Origin of the sequence: Sphingomonas kaistensis (assembly GCF_011927725.1) — a bacterium.
Taxonomy (GTDB): Bacteria; Pseudomonadota; Alphaproteobacteria; order Sphingomonadales; family Sphingomonadaceae; genus Sphingomicrobium; species Sphingomicrobium kaistense.
In genome coordinates this window covers 1,949,139-1,965,610 of sequence record NZ_JAATJC010000001.1, presented here as the reverse complement: position 1 = coordinate 1,965,610, position 16,472 = coordinate 1,949,139, and the positions used below count along the sequence as shown (strand labels likewise).

18 protein-coding genes are annotated in these 16,472 nt (G+C 66.7%); 5 read left to right on the top strand and 13 right to left on the bottom strand.

The genetic code is table 11. From position 1 onward, the window contains the following. Position 1 precedes the first annotated feature (1 nt). The 6 genes from GGQ97_RS09620 to GGQ97_RS09595 all read right to left on the bottom strand — a co-directional run bounded on the left by GGQ97_RS09620 (position 2) and on the right by GGQ97_RS09595 (position 3,196). Positions 2–562 (bottom strand): acyltransferase, encoded by a 561-nt coding sequence (locus GGQ97_RS09620; protein ID WP_168069097.1) that lies wholly within the window; start codon positions 560–562, stop codon positions 2–4. A gap of 178 nt (positions 563–740) precedes the next feature. Next, complete coding sequence (locus GGQ97_RS09615; protein WP_342448505.1) at positions 741–1,289, bottom strand: F0F1 ATP synthase subunit B; 549 nt, start codon at positions 1,287–1,289, stop codon at positions 741–743. Then, a complete protein-coding gene (locus GGQ97_RS09610; RefSeq protein WP_168069096.1) occupies positions 1,282–1,776 on the bottom strand; it encodes a F0F1 ATP synthase subunit B family protein in 495 nt (164 codons plus the stop codon). The genes GGQ97_RS09615 and GGQ97_RS09610 overlap by 8 nt, the downstream gene beginning before the upstream one ends. Positions 1,777–1,802: 26 nt before the next feature. Further along, a complete protein-coding gene (locus GGQ97_RS09605; protein ID WP_168069094.1) occupies positions 1,803–2,030 on the bottom strand; it encodes a F0F1 ATP synthase subunit C in 228 nt (75 codons plus the stop codon). A gap of 33 nt (positions 2,031–2,063) precedes the next feature. Next, positions 2,064–2,855 (bottom strand): F0F1 ATP synthase subunit A, encoded by a 792-nt coding sequence (locus GGQ97_RS09600; RefSeq protein ID WP_168069092.1) that lies wholly within the window; start codon positions 2,853–2,855, stop codon positions 2,064–2,066. Further along, positions 2,855–3,196 carry an AtpZ/AtpI family protein gene (locus GGQ97_RS09595; protein WP_168069090.1) on the bottom strand — a complete coding sequence of 114 codons (342 nt, stop codon included), beginning with the start codon at positions 3,194–3,196 and terminating at the stop codon, positions 2,855–2,857. The genes GGQ97_RS09600 and GGQ97_RS09595 overlap by 1 nt, the downstream gene beginning before the upstream one ends. Before the next feature lie 164 nt (positions 3,197–3,360). Here GGQ97_RS09595 and GGQ97_RS09590 point away from each other — a divergent pair, with 164 nt between their 5' ends. Next, positions 3,361–4,071 (top strand): PdaC/SigV domain-containing protein, encoded by a 711-nt coding sequence (locus GGQ97_RS09590; protein WP_168069088.1) that lies wholly within the window; start codon positions 3,361–3,363, stop codon positions 4,069–4,071. Here GGQ97_RS09590 and GGQ97_RS09585 read toward each other — a convergent pair. The 3 genes from GGQ97_RS09585 to GGQ97_RS14675 are packed head-to-tail and all read right to left on the bottom strand — an operon-like array spanning position 4,053 to position 7,800. Then, on the bottom strand, positions 4,053–4,421 hold the full coding sequence (locus GGQ97_RS09585; protein ID WP_168069087.1) for a YdbL family probable chaperone protein: 369 nt from the start codon (positions 4,419–4,421) through the stop codon (positions 4,053–4,055). The genes GGQ97_RS09590 and GGQ97_RS09585 overlap by 19 nt on opposite strands. Continuing rightward, positions 4,418–4,642, bottom strand: a complete 225-nt coding sequence (locus GGQ97_RS09580; RefSeq protein WP_168069085.1) for a YnbE family lipoprotein — start codon at positions 4,640–4,642, stop codon at positions 4,418–4,420. Before GGQ97_RS09580 ends, GGQ97_RS09585 begins: the two co-directional genes overlap by 4 nt. Beyond that, positions 4,639–7,800 (bottom strand): intermembrane phospholipid transport protein YdbH family protein, encoded by a 3,162-nt coding sequence (locus tag GGQ97_RS14675; protein WP_168069083.1) that lies wholly within the window; start codon positions 7,798–7,800, stop codon positions 4,639–4,641. The genes GGQ97_RS09580 and GGQ97_RS14675 overlap by 4 nt, the downstream gene beginning before the upstream one ends. A gap of 156 nt (positions 7,801–7,956) precedes the next feature. Between GGQ97_RS14675 and radC the strand changes: the two genes are divergently transcribed. Genes radC through purB form a run of 4 tightly spaced genes read left to right on the top strand, consistent with a single transcriptional unit; the run spans position 7,957 to position 12,405 of the window. Further along, positions 7,957–8,637 carry a RadC family protein gene (gene radC, locus GGQ97_RS09570; protein WP_168069081.1) on the top strand — a complete coding sequence of 227 codons (681 nt, stop codon included), beginning with the start codon at positions 7,957–7,959 and terminating at the stop codon, positions 8,635–8,637. Beyond that, positions 8,634–9,182 carry a P-loop NTPase family protein gene (locus GGQ97_RS09565; RefSeq protein WP_209022830.1) on the top strand — a complete coding sequence of 183 codons (549 nt, stop codon included), beginning with the start codon at positions 8,634–8,636 and terminating at the stop codon, positions 9,180–9,182. Before radC ends, GGQ97_RS09565 begins: the two co-directional genes overlap by 4 nt. A 9-nt stretch (positions 9,183–9,191) precedes the next feature. Then, a complete protein-coding gene (locus tag GGQ97_RS09560) occupies positions 9,192–11,042 on the top strand; it encodes an ABC-F family ATP-binding cassette domain-containing protein (RefSeq protein ID WP_168069080.1) in 1,851 nt (616 codons plus the stop codon). Positions 11,043–11,079: 37 nt separating this feature from the next. Then, positions 11,080–12,405, top strand: coding sequence for an adenylosuccinate lyase (purB, locus tag GGQ97_RS09555; RefSeq protein ID WP_168069078.1), 1,326 nt, complete (start codon positions 11,080–11,082; stop codon positions 12,403–12,405). Here purB and GGQ97_RS09550 read toward each other — a convergent pair. The 4 genes from GGQ97_RS09550 to dnaJ form a co-directional block, all read right to left on the bottom strand. Continuing rightward, entirely contained in the window at positions 12,402–13,319 is a 918-nt protein-coding gene (locus GGQ97_RS09550; RefSeq protein WP_209022829.1) for an MBL fold metallo-hydrolase, read from the bottom strand. The genes purB and GGQ97_RS09550 overlap by 4 nt on opposite strands. A 96-nt stretch (positions 13,320–13,415) precedes the next feature. Beyond that, positions 13,416–14,402 (bottom strand): polysaccharide deacetylase family protein, encoded by a 987-nt coding sequence (locus GGQ97_RS09545; RefSeq protein WP_168069077.1) that lies wholly within the window; start codon positions 14,400–14,402, stop codon positions 13,416–13,418. Continuing rightward, on the bottom strand, positions 14,384–15,217 hold the full coding sequence (locus GGQ97_RS09540) for a formyl transferase (RefSeq protein WP_168069076.1): 834 nt from the start codon (positions 15,215–15,217) through the stop codon (positions 14,384–14,386). Before GGQ97_RS09540 ends, GGQ97_RS09545 begins: the two co-directional genes overlap by 19 nt. Positions 15,218–15,329: 112 nt before the next feature. Further along, entirely contained in the window at positions 15,330–16,451 is a 1,122-nt protein-coding gene (gene dnaJ / locus GGQ97_RS09535; RefSeq protein ID WP_168069074.1) for a molecular chaperone DnaJ, read from the bottom strand. Positions 16,452–16,472: the final 21 nt, after the last annotated feature.

Sequence of the window (16,472 nt, the reverse complement as noted above, 5' to 3'; positions counted from 1 at the left end):
GTCAGTCCGTGCCGCTGATAAACTGGTGCTCAAGATCGAGCAGATCGCGCCTTCGCGATTTTAGTCGCCGTGCCGGTACCCCCGAATAAATCATCCAGGGTTCCGTCGATTTGGTCACCATCGATGCTGCGCCGACAGCGGTTCCCTCGGCAAGGGTTACACCGGGCAAGATGATCGAAGAGGTCCCGACAATGCTGTGTCGGTCGATGAGCACTGCCTTGCGCGTCTCATTCTTGAATCGGTTCGGAACCGTAGGGTTGGTCATGGTTCGTCCGCTGTAATCGTCACTTTGCGAAAAGACGTGGCATCCGTACGCAAGGCCCGCGAAATCCATAATTGTCACGCCCTCGGTGCCGCCTGCGACGTTGCAGAAGACAGCGACGTGTACGTTGCGACCGATCGTAACCTTTCCCGAGACTACGCAAAAGTCGTCAATCCGGCTGTAGTCGCCGATCGAGATCAACTCGCAATTATAGAGCGATGCCTTGTCACTGATCCGAACACCCTGACCGAGATGCCGAAAACCGAGAGCCTCGAGCTCAAGTTGCGAAAGGAACGGCATATGGCGAGCTTGCCTATAGCGGTAACGGATCTTTGACTAGCCAGGTGACGGTTCGGCCTAGGTTTCAAACCTGAAGCTATGCAGCGGTCCGCTTTCCACCCATTGCAGACATCTCAGCGCCACGAAAAAGGCCGCCGGATCGCTCCAGCGGCCTGAATTTCGCTTGCCGTGATTACGCTTAGCGGATGCCAGCGATGGCCTGGTCGATCAGGGCCTTGTCGCTGGCGCCGTCGTGGCGGTCGGCGATGATCTTGGCCGCTGCCTTGGACGCCGCATCGGCGGCGGTGGCGCGGAGCTGCTGAAGCGCGGCGCGCTCTTCCGCAGCGATCTTGTCCTCGGCCATGCGGGTGCGGCGCTCAACCAGAAGGGCGGCGTCGTTCTCGGCCTTGGCGCGGATCGATTCGGCCTCGTGACGCGCCCGCTCGAGCATGGCCGCAGCCTCGCCTTCGGACGCGGCCGCCTTGGCCTCATACTCGGCCTTGATCTTCTCGGCCTCGGCACGCAGCGCGGCGGCTTCGTCGAGCTGGGCACGGATGCCCGCGATCTTGCCGTCGAGCGCCTTGCCGATCGCTGCCGGTACCTTCTTCCAAAGGAGAAGGATGACGACGACCGCCATCGACAGGCCGACCAGCATGGTCGCGTCAAAGCCCAGCGCCACCGGATCGGTGTGCACTTCGGACCCGGCCTCGACTTCGGTGTGAAGTTCCTGCTGCACGTTGTCAGCCACGGACCAGCTCCTGCTTCACGGCCGCGCGGGCCGCGTCTTCGTCAACGGTCAGGCCGGCGACCCGGGCGACCATCGCCGCAGCCGCGTCGGCGGCCACCGCCTCGACTTCGGCCTCGGCCGACAGGCGCGCTTCGGCAATCCGCCGCATCGCGTCTTCGATCCGAGTTCCGGCCGCGGCATCGGCTGCCTTGACCCGGGTTTCGGTGGCCTGCGCAGCAGCGGCCTTGGCCTCCGCCGCGACAGCCGCCGCTTCCGACCGGCTCTTGTCGAGCGCGGCGCGGTGCTCCGCTTCAAGTCGGTCCGCGGTTTCGCGGGCGCTTGCAGCGGTCGCGAGGTCGGCTGCGATCCGCGCATCGCGGGCGTCCACCGTGCCCTGGATCTTGGGCACCATGCCCAGACCCACGACAAAGAAGATCAATCCGAAGCTGATCGTCAGCCAGAACAGCTGCGATGCGAAGATCTCCGAGATTTGTGCGATTTGCGGCACAGGCCGACCTCAGTTCTGCAGTGTTGTTAGGCGACGAACAGCAGGATCATCGCAACGACGAACGCCAGCAGGCCGAGAAGTTCGGCGGCGGCGAAGCCGATGAAGAGACGGCCCTGCTGGCTGTCGGCGGCAGCCGGGTTGCGCAGCGCGCTCGCGAGGAACGAGCCGAAGACGTTACCCACGCCGAGGGCGGCCATGCCAACGCCGATGGCGGCGAGACCGGCACCGAGCAGCTTTGCGGCTTCTGCGTCCATGTTCAAACTCCCTTTGGTATCTTGTTGTGAAGGTTAGTGAAGGTTGATTGCGTCGTTGAGATACAGGCTCGTCAGCAGCGCGAAGACGTAGGCCTGGATCGCGGCCACCAGCAGCTCAAGCGCGCTGATGCCGATCATCAGGATCAGGCTCGGCAGGCTGACCACCGGGGCGACCCAGAAAGCTTCGGCGTTGAGGCCGTTGATCACGAAGCCCGCCAGCACCTTCAAGAGGATGTGGCCGGCGGTCATCGCCACGAACAGTCGCAGCGCCAGGCTGAATGGGCGGACCATGAACGACACGAATTCGACCGGGATCAGGATAGGGAGCATCCACCACGGCGCGCCGTGCGGCACGAACAGGCTGAAGAAGTGCAGGCCATGCTTGGCAAAGCCAACCGCGAGCACGATCCCGAAGGAGACGATCGCCAGCACGGCGGTGATCGTCAGATGGCTGGTGACGGTGAAGGGATGGACGCCGGGGATGATGCCGACCGGAAGCAGGCCGAGCATGTTGGCGAACAGGATGAACATGAACAGCGAGAAGACGTAAGGCACGAACTTGCGGCCGGCTGGCCCGACGTTCGTTTCCATCATGTTGGAGATGAAGCCGGTGACCCCTTCGACCGCGGCCTGCCAGCGACCGGGCACGAGCTCGCGCTTCATTCCGCCAAGCATGAACAGCCACACCGCGACGAGGGTGATCAGCATCCACAGCGAACTGTTGGTGAAGGCGATCGAATGGCCCGCGACGGTCCAGTCCTGGCCGAACAGGGGTTCGACCTGGAACTGATGCATCGGATCGATCTTGCCCGATTCGGCGGCCACTAAAGGTCCCTCTTCGTCTTCGTGTTCGAAAGCTTGATGATGCTCCAAAACCCGCTGGCGGTGCCAAGCACCATCAGCGTGATAAAGAGCGTCGGCCACGTTCCCAGCAGCTTGTCGAGAAGCCAGCCGATGAGCGTGCCGCCGAGCAGTCCGCCGATCAGGAGGCTAAGCACCTTCTGCCCCATCTGCTCATTGGCATCCGAGGCCGGCGCCGTGCCGGTCCTGACCGCTTCCTTCCGTTGCGCTTCGGCCACTCTTCTTTCGAGGTGGTCGAGACGAGTGTCGGCGGGAAGCCTGTCGTCCTGCCCCGGACCTTCTTCCACCATGCTCAACTCCTTCATGTGCGTGGCGAAGCTCCGGAGGGGAGCGGCTCACGCGGTTCAGGCAAGGAACATGGCGGCGTCAGAGCCCGCCAAGGCGCGGCCCCTTTAGCAGGGCAGGTGACGAGGTCAACCGTTGCGGAGACACACTTGCGCCCGAACCGCCACGTTCATAGCTCGGGACGATGCCGATCCTTGCCGCCCTGCTGCTCGCCGCCGCGCCCGTCGCCATCACCAGCGACACCAGCGACCTCGACTTCACCTACGCCTGGCCGGCCGAGGCCGAAGCCATCCCTGCCCTGTCCCGCCGCTTCCGGGCCGATGCCGGCGTCCGGCGGACCGAGATGCTGCGCATGGCCGCGGCCGAAAAGGCGTTCCGGACCAAGGAAAAGATGGACTGGAACGGGCTTCAGTTCAGCCGGAAGTGGGAAACCGCCGGGCAGAGCCGACAATTGCTGTCGCTCGTCAGCACCACGTCGGCCTACACCGGCGGTGCGCACCCCAACACCAATACCAAATCGCTGCTCTGGGATCGCCGTTCGGGCCGGGAGATCGGTCTTGACGCGCTGCTGCTGACCGGAAAGAGCTGGGACGGCGCGATTCGCCAGCCATTCTGCATCCTTCTCAACCGCGAGCGCGCCAAGCGGCGGGGAGAGCCGATCACGCGCAAGGACTGGCCGAGCCAGTGTCCTGCCTTGAAGGAGCTTTCGCTGGTGCTGGCCGACCGGGACAAGGACGGTCGCTTCGATCATGTCGACGTCACTGCGGACGCCTATGTCGCCGGCCCCTACGCCGAGGGCGCGTATGAGATAAGCCTGCCGCTGACCGCTACCATGCTGACGCGGCTGAGGCCCGCCTATCGCGCCGGTTTCGAGCCTCAGCCCCCGGTGCAATAATCCGGCACGGGCGCGGGCTGGCCCGCCGAACGCCGCCGCCATTGCCCGTCCGCCAGCATGTAGCTTTCGCCCACGGCGACCCGGCCAAGCAGGGTGCAGCCCGCGGTGATCCCGACTTCCGAAGGGCTTGCGCCACGGCGCTGGGCGAGATCCGAATAGAGCGCGCGGCGGCGAATGTTGATGGTCTCGGTCTGGGCCCGCGCCCGTGGGCTCGGCTGGACCTGCGTATAGCCGAGATAGCCGTCGAAGCGTTCGCCCACCTGCCCTGCCGCGCGCGCGTCGAAATAAGCGCCCTGCGCCACCGCCGCTCCGGCGACCGCGGCCAGCAATAACCCCGCCCAGCGAATCATCGCTGCCTCGTGGCGCCCGGAGTCGTGCCCGCGGGAGGCTGCGGAAAGGCTTCCGGATTCTGGTTGATCAAGGTGTCGACGTCGCGCTGCATCCGCACCAGCACTTCCTGCCGGATGGCGACGTTGAGATTGATCTCGATCGGCTTCTCGGGCGTGCGGACGTTGACGCAGCCGGTCAGCGCGGCGCCAAGCGGGACGGCGATCAGAATAAGCCTTCTCATGGGCGGCTACCTTGTTCTTCGACGGGGGTCTGGGTCTGGGTGGAATCTTCCTCGCGGCGACGAACCTCGGTGACGATGCCGGGGATGTTGCCGAGCGGGCGGTCGAGGGTGGTGTCGATCAGGGTGCGCGGATCGCGCAGCGACTTGGCGGTCCCGATCAGGGCGCGGAAGGGCCCGCGGATCGAGACGTTGAACTTCAGCGGGATGCGCCCGACGAAGCGGCTGATCAGCTTTTGAGTGCCGTTGGTTCCGGCAAGGCCGACGCCATCGATCACCAGGGTCGTTCCGAATTCGCCCGCAAGGTCGCCATCGAGGCGAATAATCATCGAGCGGAAGCGCAGGTCGCGCAGGGCGTTGAAGGCGAGATTGCCGGCGGTGCCGAGGTTCGCCTTGTTCACCGCGCCGGTGTACGACAGGCGGCCGCCGGGGGCGCGGCTGTCGAGACGGCCACCGACGATGCGCCCGCCATTGTCGTCGAAGATCATCGGCAGCACGCCGTCGAAGCGTCCTTCGGCCTTGATGTCGTTGAATCCGAAGCTGCTCACGAACATGTTGGCGTCGAGCCCGCGGACCTCGAAGGTCAGGCGCTTGGGGCTTGGCCGCCCGAGATTGAGCACGGTTTCCCGCAGGATCAGCTCGCCGCCCATGAAGGGCCAGCGCCCGGCCTGAATGCGGACCAGCTGGCCGGGCAGCAGCTGGTAGGTGACGACCCCGTTCTCGACCAGGATACCGGGATTGATCGTGGCGACGCTGACGGTCTGCCCCGGTGCCGTCTCGAGCCCGAGCAGGTCGGTGAAGCGGATGGTGCCCGACAGGCCCGTGATGGGGCCGAACGCGGCTGCGAGGTCGGTATTGGCGGTCGAGAATTCCCCGGTCGAAGTGACCTCGCCGGAGCCGTTCCAGGCGATCCGCCCCTGCCCCGTCACCGTTCCGTTGACGAGTGCGATGACGCCTTCGGTCAGGCGGGTGATCATTTCCGGCTGCAAGCCATTCTGGGCGAAGCGAAGGCCGGGCACGTCCAGCAGTGCTTCGCCGGTGCCCCGTCCGAGATCGTGCCGGATCGCCACGTTGGTGACCAGCGCGCCCGTTCCCGGATGGCGAAGCGAGCCGCCGGCGCGAATGTCGTTGCCCTGCAGCGAGAAGCTGAGGTCCGTCGAGCGAAGCGGGTAGAAGCGCGGTTCGGGCGAGCCGATGTCGCTGGCCGTTGCAGCGCCGTTCACCGTCAGGCGATTGCGGTAATAGAGCCAGTCGCCGCCGGCCTCGGTCAGCTTGATCGGCACGCGGCCGATGGTCGCATCGGCGCCCGCGAAGGTGCCGCTGATGCCGCTTCCCTTGAAGGTGCCTGCAAGCCGCCCGGCATTGAGCAGGATCGGCGCCTCCGGGTTGCCGAGGCGAGCGGCGACCGTGGTGAAGTCGAACCCGCGCGACCCGACCAGGGCGCCGCGCACCGCCCGCGCGGAAAAGGGCGATGATCCAAGCCGCCCGTTGAGCGCGAGATCACGGGTGAAGGCCCGCACCGCGATGTCGCCGTCGGGCTGGCGGAACACCACGGCCTGCCCGACCGCGCAGACTGGCAACTGGGTCCGTCCAAGCTGCAGCGCGCCGAGGCGCAGGCTTGCAAAGGCCAGCGGCACGCAGCCTTGCCCGAAGGCGAGGCGCTGACCCGGACCGACCGTTCCGCTGACCGGCACGCGGAGGCCGGTGATCCTGCCCCCCGACAGCGGCCCGTCGAGCAGGGCGACCGTCTCGATCCGGGTTGCGCCGCTTTCCAGGGCGGCGAAGCGCACCGGATCGAGCGCCAGCCTGGCCCCTCCGGCGGTATAGGGCTGCATCACCAGCCGTCCGCTCATCGGTCCTCCGCCGCGGGGCATCGACAACGCGAGGTCGGCGGTCGGCAGGCCGCCGCCAGCGGTGCGCACGCGGCCATCTACTCGCAAGCGGTTGGTCGGCCAGTAATAGGTGATCCCGTCGCCCCCGCCGCCGACCAGCACCCGGGCACCAGAGGCGCTGCGGACGTCGGCCGTTTCGACCCGAACCGCGCCGCCGCCCGCGACATTGACCAGGCGCAGCTTGCCCGCGGCGCTCATGGCGCGGGTGGCGCGGTCGAAGCTGTCGCGAAGGGCTGCGGTGATCGGCTCCAGCGGCGTGCCCGCGGCGCCGCCGAGCGCCCCGGTGAGCGGCCGGGTGAGGCTGGGGTCGAGGTCCACACCGTCGGCGCCATAGTCGGCGACGAGCGTGATCTGCCCGCGGGCGGCGTTGAGCAGGTAGCTTCCGTCGAGGCGGGTACGGGCGGCGGTCAGCTGCGCCATGCGTGCGCCCGCGGCGCTGAGCTTCACCGTGCCGAACAATTGCGTCGGCTGGCCTCCGAAGGTCAGGTCGGCGTTGAAGCGATCGAGCCTGTTGACCCCCGCCGCCAGCGCCATCGCGCTCATCCGCCCGCGCCCGGTGAACCGACCAAAGCCCTCCGAAAAGCGGCTGTCGATGTCGAACCGGGGCTGCGCGATCGCGATGTTGCTCGCCGGGCAGGCGAAATTCGACGCACTCAGCGGTCCGCTCACCTGCGGGCGGCGGGCGGCGACCGAGACGGCGAGCGCGGCGCGCATCCCGGTGAGCGTGCATCGCCCGGCGTCGAGGCTCGGCGAGGCTGCCGCAAGCCGACCCTTGAACCCGCCGGTGAGCTTGCCCGCCCCTTCGACCGCGACCCCGATCGGCCCATAGGGCGTGGCGACTGCGATCGACGTGTCGGCAAGATCGACGCTGATGTCGGGAAGCGAGAAGGGCTTGCCCGACGGCGGCGGGAGCAGCCGGTCGACCTGTCCCCAGCTGACCCGGTTGCCGACCACCCGTCCGTGCAGCCGCACGCCGCGCGCCACCACCCGGTAGAATTCGACCTGCCCGTTCCACTTGATCCGCATCTGTATCTGCGCCAGCCGCGCGGTCAGGTCGGGCCGCCGCGGGTCGCCGATCACCAGGTTGGAGACCTGCTGGGTGCGGAGCCCGATCCGGTCGAGCGTGAAACTCGCCTGCACGCCGCGGCGCTCCAGCTCCCGGCTGAGTATATTGGTGGCGATCGGACGGCGCTGGCTCCACAGCACGATGGCGGCGACCACCAGCAGGACCAGCAGGGCGACCAGGACAATGCCGATAAAGCGAGGCACGCGACGGCGGCGGCGTCCGGCGATCGGCCCCGCTCCTTCCCCGTCGCTACTGGCCGTCGCTTCGTTCGTCACAGACCCGTTCTAACCTTCCGTGTCGCAGCTCGTTCCGCAAGCGACATGTTGCAAGACGAACCGTGCCGGCATAGCCTGTCGTTCATGGGCGACAAGCCGAATGGCGCCGACGGGCATCGCGCGCGCCTTCGGCATCGGCTGCTGGACGGCGGCGGCGACGCATTGCTCGACCACGAGCTGGTTGAATATCTGCTGACTCTGGCGATCCCGCGCCGCGACACCAAGCCTTTGGCAAAGCAGCTGATTTCCGCGTTCGGTGGGCTTGGCCCACTGCTCGAGGCACCACCAGAGGTCCTCCGCCGCGAGGGGCTGACCGACGGCGTCATCGGCGCGCTGGCGATTGCCCGGGCAACCGCGCTGCGGCTGCTCGAGACCAGGACCGAGGGTCGTCCGCTCCTGTCCAGCTGGGACGCGCTCGGCGACTATCTCCAGGCCGCGATGAGCCATTCGCAGGTCGAGGGAGTCCGCGTGCTCTTCCTCAATGCCAAGAACGTGCTGATCGCGAACGAGGCGATGTGGCGCGGCTCGGTGGACGAAGCGGCGGTCCACGTCCGCGAGGTGATCGCCCGCGCCATTGCGCTCGGCGCCACCGCGATCATCCTTGTCCACAACCATCCCAGCGGCGATCCCACCCCGAGCCAGCAGGACATCCGCCTCACCCGCGATATCGTCGACGCCGGGCGGCACATGAAGATCGCGGTCCACGACCATGTCATCGTCGGCGCACAGGGCCGCAGCAGCATGCGGGCCATGGGGTTGATGTGAGCCTTGCCCCGCCCCCTCGACGGATCATGATCGTCGGCCAGCCGGGGAGCGGAAAAAGCAGGCTCGCCAAGGAGATCGGAGACGTCACCGGCCTGCCGGTGATCCACATCGACCGCATCCACTGGCAGCCCGGCTGGGTCGAGCGGACTCGGGCCGAAAAGACGCGCCTCTGCCTTGAAGCCGGAGCCGGCGAGCGCTGGGTCTTCGAGGGCGGCCACAGCCGCACCTGGCCGAGCCGGCTGGCGCGGGCCGACCTCCTGATCTGGCTCGACCGGTCGACGAGCGTGCGGCTGTGGCGGGTCGTGCGCCGCTCCGTCACCCAGCATGGCAGGTCCCGGCCCGACATGGCCGACGACTGCCCCGAGCGGTTCCGCAACCTGCCGGGCTTCCTCACCTACATCCTGACGACGGCCCGGTCCCACCGCGCAGCCACCGCGCGACTGGCGGCGTCGGCCGGTTGCCCGGTGGAGCGGCTGCGCAGCGACGAGAAGGCGGCCGCGCTGGTCGAGCGCCTCCGCCTCGCCTTTGCCACACAATCGGTGTAGGCGCGCGTCATGCTGACCATCAATGGAATCACGGTGCGCCTTGGCGGGCGGACGATCCTCGACCGCGCCACGGCGACCATTCGCCCGAAGAGCCGGGTCGGGCTGATCGGCCGCAACGGCGCTGGCAAGTCGACGCTGATGAAGGTCATGATCGGCCAGCTCGAAGCCGACGACGGCGAGATCGAGATGCCCAAGCGCACCCGGCTCGGCTACATCGCGCAGGAAGCGCCGAGCGGCGATGCGACGCCGTTCGACACGGTGCTTGCAGCCGACACCGAGCGCGCCGAACTGATGCTTGCGGCCGAGGACTACAGCGACATGGACCGGCTTGGCGAGGTCCATGAGCGGCTGCTGGCGATCGACGCCTATGGCGCGCCGTCGCGGGCGGCGCGGATCCTGCTCGGTCTCGGCTTCGACGAGGAGATGCAGGGCCGCCCGCTCGACAGTTTCTCGGGCGGCTGGAAGATGCGCGTGGCGCTTGCCGCGCTGCTTTTCTCCGAGCCCGACATCCTGCTGCTCGACGAGCCGTCGAACCACCTCGATCTCGAAGCGACCCTGTGGCTCGAGAACTTCCTCAAGGATTACAGCGGCACGCTGGTGGTGATCAGCCACGAGCGCGACCTCCTCAACAACGTCGTGGACACGATCCTTCACGTCGAGGGAGGCCGGCTGACGCAATATGCCGGCGGCTATGACGATTTCGAGCGGCAACGGGCTGAGCGCGCGGCGCAGCTGGCGGCGGCCAAGGCCAGCCAGGACGCGCAGCGCGCTCGGCTGCAGGATTATATCGCTCGCAACTCGGCCCGCGCCTCGACCGCCAAGCAGGCGCAGAGCCGCGCCAAGATGCTGGCCAAGATGCAGCCGATCGCGGCGATGGCGGACGATCCGTCGCTGAGCTTCGCCTTCCCTTCCCCAAGCGAACTCAAGCCGCCGCTGATCACGCTGGAGATGGCAGCGGTCGGCTACAGCGAGACGCCGATCCTTCGGAAGCTGAACCTCCGCATCGATCCCGACGACCGGATCGCGCTGCTTGGCCGCAACGGCAACGGCAAGACCACGCTGGCGCGCCTCCTGGCCGCGCAGCTAACGCCGATGGAGGGCGGGATGACCGCCACCGGCAAGATGCGGGTCGGCTATTTCACGCAATATCAGGTGGAGGAGCTGCACGGCGACGAAACCCCGCTAGTCCACATGAGCCGGGCGATGGAGGGACTCTCGCCCGCCGCCGTCCGCGCGCAGCTCGGCCGGTTCGGCTTCTCGGGCGACAAGGCGACGACGCGGACCAGCAAGCTGTCGGGCGGCGAGCGCGCCCGGCTGGCCCTGGCGCTGATCACCCGCGAGGCGCCGCACCTCCTGATCCTCGACGAGCCGACCAACCACCTCGACGTCGATGCGCGCGAGGCGCTGGTCCAGGCCCTCAACGACTATGACGGCGCCGTCATCCTGATCAGCCACGACCGCCACATGGTCGAGCTCACCGCCGACCGGCTGGTGCTGGTCGATGACGGACGTGCGGTCGACTATGCCGGCAGCATCGAGGATTACATCGACTTCGTCCTCGGCCGGAACCAGCCCAAGACCGAAACCAAGCCCAAGGCAGCCAAGCGCTCCAAGGCCCGCGAGGATGCCAAGGCGCTCAGGAAAGCGACCGACGAGGCCGAAAAGGAAAGCCTGCGCCTCGCCGAACAGCGCTCGGAACTGGACCGCGCGATGTTCAATCCGGCCGGCGCCGATCCGCAATACGCCCGCCTGTCGATGAGCGAGCTGTCGCAACGCCGGGCCAAGGTCGCGGCCGCGCTGGAGGAAGCCGAGGCGCGCTGGATGGCGCTTGCCGAAAAGCTGGAACGCGAAGCGGCCTGATTGCCGCCTCGGCCCGCCCCTGCTAGCGGGCGCGGCCATGGTTCCTCGCTACTCACGCCCCGCTATGACCGCCATCTGGGCGGCCGAAAACCGCTTCCGCATCTGGTGGGACATCGAAGTCTTCGCCGCCGAGGCGATGGGCCAAATCGGAATGATCTCGCGCGAGGATGCGGCGAAGATCGTCGACGCCCACGGTCGCGGTGTGATCGATCCGGTCGACGTGCCGGCGATCGACGCGATCGAAGCGGTCACCAAGCATGACGTTATCGCCTTCCTGACCTGGGCCGGCGAGAAGCTGGGCGACGAGCGCCGCTGGCTGCACCAGGGCATGACCAGCAGCGACGTGCTCGACACCGCGCTTGCGGTTCAGCTGGCGCAGGCGAGCGACATCCTGATCGAGGACCTGAAGCAGCTACTGGCGGTGCTGGAACGGCGGGCGTTCGAGCATAAGCTCACCCCGACCATCGGCCGCAGCCACGGCATCCATGCCGAGCCGGTCACCTTCGGCCTCAAGCTCGCGCAGGCCCATGCGGAGTTTGCGCGCAACCTGAAGCGGCTCGAAGCGGCGCGCGAGGAGATCGCTACCTGCGCCATCTCGGGCGCGGTCGGTACCTTCGCCAACATCGATCCACGGGTCGAGGAGCATGTCGCCAGGCGCCTCGGCCTGACCCCTGAGCCGACCTCGACCCAGGTCATCCCGCGCGACCGTCACGCCATGTTCTTCGCGACGCTCGGCGTGATCGCGTCGAGCATCGAGCGGCTAGCGACCGAGGTGCGGCATCTGCAGCGGACCGAGGTGCTGGAGGCCGAGGAATATTTCTCGCCCGGCCAGAAGGGGTCGAGCGCCATGCCGCACAAGCGCAACCCGGTGCTGACCGAGAACCTGACCGGCCTCGCCCGGCTGGTCCGCAGCGCGGTGACCCCGGCGATGGAGAATGTCGCGCTGTGGCATGAACGCGACATCAGCCATTCGAGCGTCGAGCGGTTCATCGGACCGGACGCGACCATCACCCTCGACTTCGCGCTGGCGCGGCTGACCGGCGTGATCGACAAATTGCTGGTCTATCCCGAGCGGATGCGGAAGAACCTCGACCGGATGGGCGGGCTGGTCCACTCGCAGCGGGTGCTGCTGGCGCTGACCCAGGCCGGGCTGAGCCGCGAGGACGCCTATGCCAAGGTCCAGCGCAACGCGATGAAGGTGTGGGAATCGGATGGCGCGCTGTCGCTGCTCGACCTCCTCAAGGCCGATCCCGAGGTCACCGCGGTGCTACCGCCCGCGAAGCTCGAGGAGAGCTTCGACCTCGGCTATCATTTCCGCCAGGTCGACACGATCTTCACCCGCGTCTTCGGCCGCTCCGCCTAGCGCTTGCGGGCGGGCTGGAGCTTGGGCTTCAGCTCGTCGTACATCGTCTCGACGAACCGGTCGGGCTTGATGAAGCCGGTGGTCGAGACCTTGCCGTCATAGGGCGCGGTCGGCCTGGACGCGATCACCTGCGCCTTGGTCCGCCCGGCGCGGATCCCCGCGGCGACCTTGGCACGGACGTCGACCAGCATCGCATGATAGGCCTGCAAATCCTCGCGGGTCGCGATCGGACCGTGGCCGGGAATGACCTTGCCGCCCGGCTTGACGATGCCCAGCCCGGTCTTTGCCGCGGCAATCATCCCGTCGATCGACCCGCCGCTCTCCCGGTCGATGAAGGGATAGGTCGCCTTGAAGAAGAAGGTGTCGCCCATGTGGAGGACGTTGGCGCGGGTCCAGTAGACCAGCGCGTCGCCGTCGGTGTGGGCGTTGTCGACGTGGGTAACCTGCAGCATGTCGCCGTTGAGGTGGAAGTTGACCCCGCGCGAGAAAGTGACCACCGGCAGCGCCGCCTTGGGCGAGGCCTTGATGGTCTCGTTCATCTGCTTGGAAAAGACATCGGCGCTCATCCGGCGGCGGACATTGTCGTGCGCGACGATCACCGCACCGGCCTTGCCGAACGCTTCGTTGCCGCCGGTGTGATCGCCATGCCAATGCGTGTTGATGACGAAGCGGACCGGGTCGGGATCGACCGCCTTCACCGCCGCCGCGATCCGCGGCGCCAGCGGCGCATATTGATCGTCGATGATGACATTGCCGTCCTCACCGTAGCTGAGGCCGATATTCCCCCCCGCACCGAACAGCACCGCAACCCCGGGCGTCACCCGCTCGACCTTGATCTCGACCCTGGACATGTCCTGCTGCGCAGCGGCAGGAGTGGCGATGACGGTGGCAAGCAGAACGAGAGCGCGTCGCATGGTCATTCTTCCCTTCGGATAGACAGTAGCCGAGCAGATGCTGTCCGAAAGCATCATCCAAAGCAGGTATCGCGCTGCCTGGCCCGGATCGAGCTTTTAGCCTCGCCGCTTCAATTCGCGAAGAAATCCCTTGATGGGCTCGACGACTTCCATGCGGGCAAAAAGCTCGGGAATTGCCTCGTCAGCCAGATGCGTTCGTCCGATCCGGCGGGGATTGCTGAGGCGGTTGAGCCCGCCGACTTCGGCAACGCTTTGCAATCCCTGCTCGCGTGCGATCCTGGCAGTGGCGGGGCCATGATGCCCGAACGGATAGGCCAGCGAAGACGTCATCGGGAAGCGGCCAGAAAGGACGCGCTGGGCTTCGCCAATCTCATGCGCCTGCTCCTGCTCGGTGAGGCGTTCGAGATTGGGGTGGGTCATGGTGTGATTGCCGAACGTGATGTGGTGAGCGGCCATCTCGTTGATCTCGCCTGCCGTGAGATAAAGCGGGCCATCCTCAATATCGGCACTGTCGATCGCTCGCAGATGCTGCAGGAGATCGGCGATCATCCCGGGATCGAAATTGAGGCGACAATGATCGACGATTGACGCTGCCGAGCTGTCGTCGGGCAATCCCAGCCTTTGCGCCGCTTCCTTCACGGCTTGCGGACCAGTCATCCGCAACCGCCAGTTGAGTTCGTTGACCCAGACCAGCGATCGATCGTCGATCACATCTGCGATCAGGTAGATCGTCGCCGGGATGCCGCGTTGTTTCAACGCTGGAAAAGCGCCGGTGAATACCGAGCGGTAGCCATCATCGAAGGTGATCGCGACTGCGCCCCGTGGAGCCCGTCCGACAACGATATCCTCGATCGAGACGATGGTGTGATGCGCCGCCAGATAGTCGAGGTGCTGAGCGAAAACGGTTGGCGGCGTGGTGCAATTGAGGTCTGCGGTGAACGCCGTCTCGGCATCTGCACAGTCGTGATAGAGCAGCACCCGGGGATGATTGCGGCCAAGCCAGCGGACCACTGCAGCAAGGCGCAAATGGTACAGCGCCAGGCCCAGCAGCAGCAGGCTCCTCGTCAGAATTCTTCCCGGCACTCGGCCACTCCCCCCTTCAAGAGGCCGTCGCCAAGCCGGCGCCGCAAGGTCCGCTCCGCGCCCATGCTACGCTGCACCGAACGATATTCCTTGCCGCTTGCCAGATCCTGCTCGAGCGGTTTCGTTTCGCCGCGCGCTTCGCGCCGCGCCGCAGACGCGAGCAATTCCGCGCCCAGCTTGACGCCCTTGGCGAAAATCGTCGGCTCATCGTCTCCTGCTTCGATCCGAGGTCGCCCACGGGCAAGGATGGCTCCAGCGTCGACGGCTGGCACCAGCCGGTGCACCGTCACCCCGGCATAGTCGGGCTCTCCATTATGGAGGGCCCAGAACATCGTGTCGGAGCCGCGGTAGAGAGGTGACCACCCGGTATGGAGGTTGATCGGGCGCGCGCATGCCGCGATCGTCTTGGCGCTGATGATCAGCGTCCCGTACACCAGCACCACATCTGCGCCGAGCCGCGCCAGCAGCTGCCGGCATTCATCACTATTGTGTGAGGCGATCCGGTGCAGGACCGGGCCGCCGGGCATTCGCCCATCCTCGCCATCCGGAAACAGGACGCGGGTCAAGGCCTCCTGCCGCAGAACGTCTCCGCCACTCAGCCGGCGATGGAGACGAACGGCGATGCGCGATGCGATCTGTGCCGCGGAATAGCGCTTGCACCATGCGACGAGCCGTTGGCGCACAGGCTTCCGGATGCCGGTTGCAACGATGATTCCAACCAGGTCGCCTCCGAATTCACGCAGAAGATGCGTGGCGACGAACCGGTGCTGGACCTCGCCCTCCTCGGAGTGCGCCGTGAGGAGGACGACCCGCATTCTTACTCCGCCTGTCTTGACCCGCCGTGATCCTGGCCCGGTCTAGACGCTCTCGATCCATTCGAGAAGCTTGCAACCAGACACGTCGGGATCAGCGAGTGTCCACCGGACCTTAGCCCAGCGCGTCCTTGATCCGGGAGAAGAAGCTCTTCGCGTTGGGGCATTCCTCGCCGGTTTCGGTTTCGCGGAACTGGCCGAGGATTTCCTTTTGCTTGGCCGACAGGCGGGTCGGGGTTTCGACCAGGATGCAGGCGACGAGGTCGCCGCGGCCGCGGCCGTTGAGGACCGCCATGCCCTTGCCACGGAGGCGCAGGGTTTCGCCCGACTGGATGCCGGCGGGAATCTTCACCTCGATCTTCTCGCCATCGATGCCGGGAACGGTGATCGACCCGCCCAGCGCCGCAGTGGTGAAGCTGACCGGGCAATCGGCAACAAGGGTCGTGCCTTCGCGGCTGTAGATCGAATGCCGCTTCAGGTGCACGAACAGGTACAGGTCGCCGTTGGGCGCGCCGCGCACACCCGCCTCGCCTTCGCCGGCAACGCGGATGCGAGTGCCTTCGTCGACCCCGGCCGGCACCTGAATGGTCAGCGTGCGGCGCTTGAGCGTACGGCCTTCACCCTGACATTCGGGGCACGGGTCGGCGATGGTGACGCCGTGGCCGTGACAGGTCGGGCAGCTGCGCTCGACCACGAAGAAGCCCTGCTGGGCACGGACCTTGCCGGCCCCGCCACAGGTGTTGCAGCGATCGGGCACGGCGGCGCCGCGCGCGCCATCGCCTTCGCACGGCTCGCACGGAGCCATGGTCTCGATCTCGATCGTCGCCGACTTGCCGGCGAAGCTTTCCTCCAGCGTCAGTTCGAGGTCGTAGCGGAGGTCCGCGCCGCGCGCCGCATTCTGCCGGCCGCCGCCGCCACGCGGGTCCATGAACTCGCCGAAGATCGACGAGAAGATGTCGGAGAAGTCGGGGCCACCGCCGCCGAACCCGCCGGCTCCGGCACCGCCGTTCTGGAACGCGGCATGACCGAAACGATCATAGGCCGCGCGCTTCTGCGGGTCCTTCAGGCAGTCGTAAGCCTCGTTCAATTGCTTGAACTTGGCAGTGCGCTCCGGACAGCCGCCATGGCGGTCGGGATGGCATTCCATCGCCGCCTTGCGGAACGCGGCCTTGATAGCCTTGTCGTCGGCGCCGCGCTGGACGCCGAGCATTTCGTAATAATCGATGTGGACGGTCATGACGCAACCTCAAGCCGTCGT

Coding starts and splice junctions, on each gene's coding strand:
- GGQ97_RS09590 (WP_168069088.1), top strand. CDS start 3,361: ATGCCGATCCTTGCCGCCCTGCTGCTCGCCGCCGCGCCCGTCGCCATC.
- GGQ97_RS09540 (WP_168069076.1), bottom strand. CDS start 15,217: ATGCGGGTCGTCCTCCTCACGGCGCACTCCGAGGAGGGCGAGGTCCAG.
- GGQ97_RS09550 (WP_209022829.1), bottom strand. CDS start 13,319: ATGCGACGCGCTCTCGTTCTGCTTGCCACCGTCATCGCCACTCCTGCC.
- dnaJ (WP_168069074.1), bottom strand. CDS start 16,451: ATGACCGTCCACATCGATTATTACGAAATGCTCGGCGTCCAGCGCGGC.
- GGQ97_RS09620 (WP_168069097.1), bottom strand. CDS start 562: ATGCCGTTCCTTTCGCAACTTGAGCTCGAGGCTCTCGGTTTTCGGCAT.
- GGQ97_RS09595 (WP_168069090.1), bottom strand. CDS start 3,196: ATGAAGGAGTTGAGCATGGTGGAAGAAGGTCCGGGGCAGGACGACAGG.
- radC (WP_168069081.1), top strand. CDS start 7,957: ATGGGCGACAAGCCGAATGGCGCCGACGGGCATCGCGCGCGCCTTCGG.
- GGQ97_RS09585 (WP_168069087.1), bottom strand. CDS start 4,421: ATGATTCGCTGGGCGGGGTTATTGCTGGCCGCGGTCGCCGGAGCGGCG.
- GGQ97_RS09560 (WP_168069080.1), top strand. CDS start 9,192: ATGCTGACCATCAATGGAATCACGGTGCGCCTTGGCGGGCGGACGATC.
- GGQ97_RS09580 (WP_168069085.1), bottom strand. CDS start 4,642: ATGAGAAGGCTTATTCTGATCGCCGTCCCGCTTGGCGCCGCGCTGACC.
- purB (WP_168069078.1), top strand. CDS start 11,080: ATGGTTCCTCGCTACTCACGCCCCGCTATGACCGCCATCTGGGCGGCC.
- GGQ97_RS09605 (WP_168069094.1), bottom strand. CDS start 2,030: ATGGACGCAGAAGCCGCAAAGCTGCTCGGTGCCGGTCTCGCCGCCATC.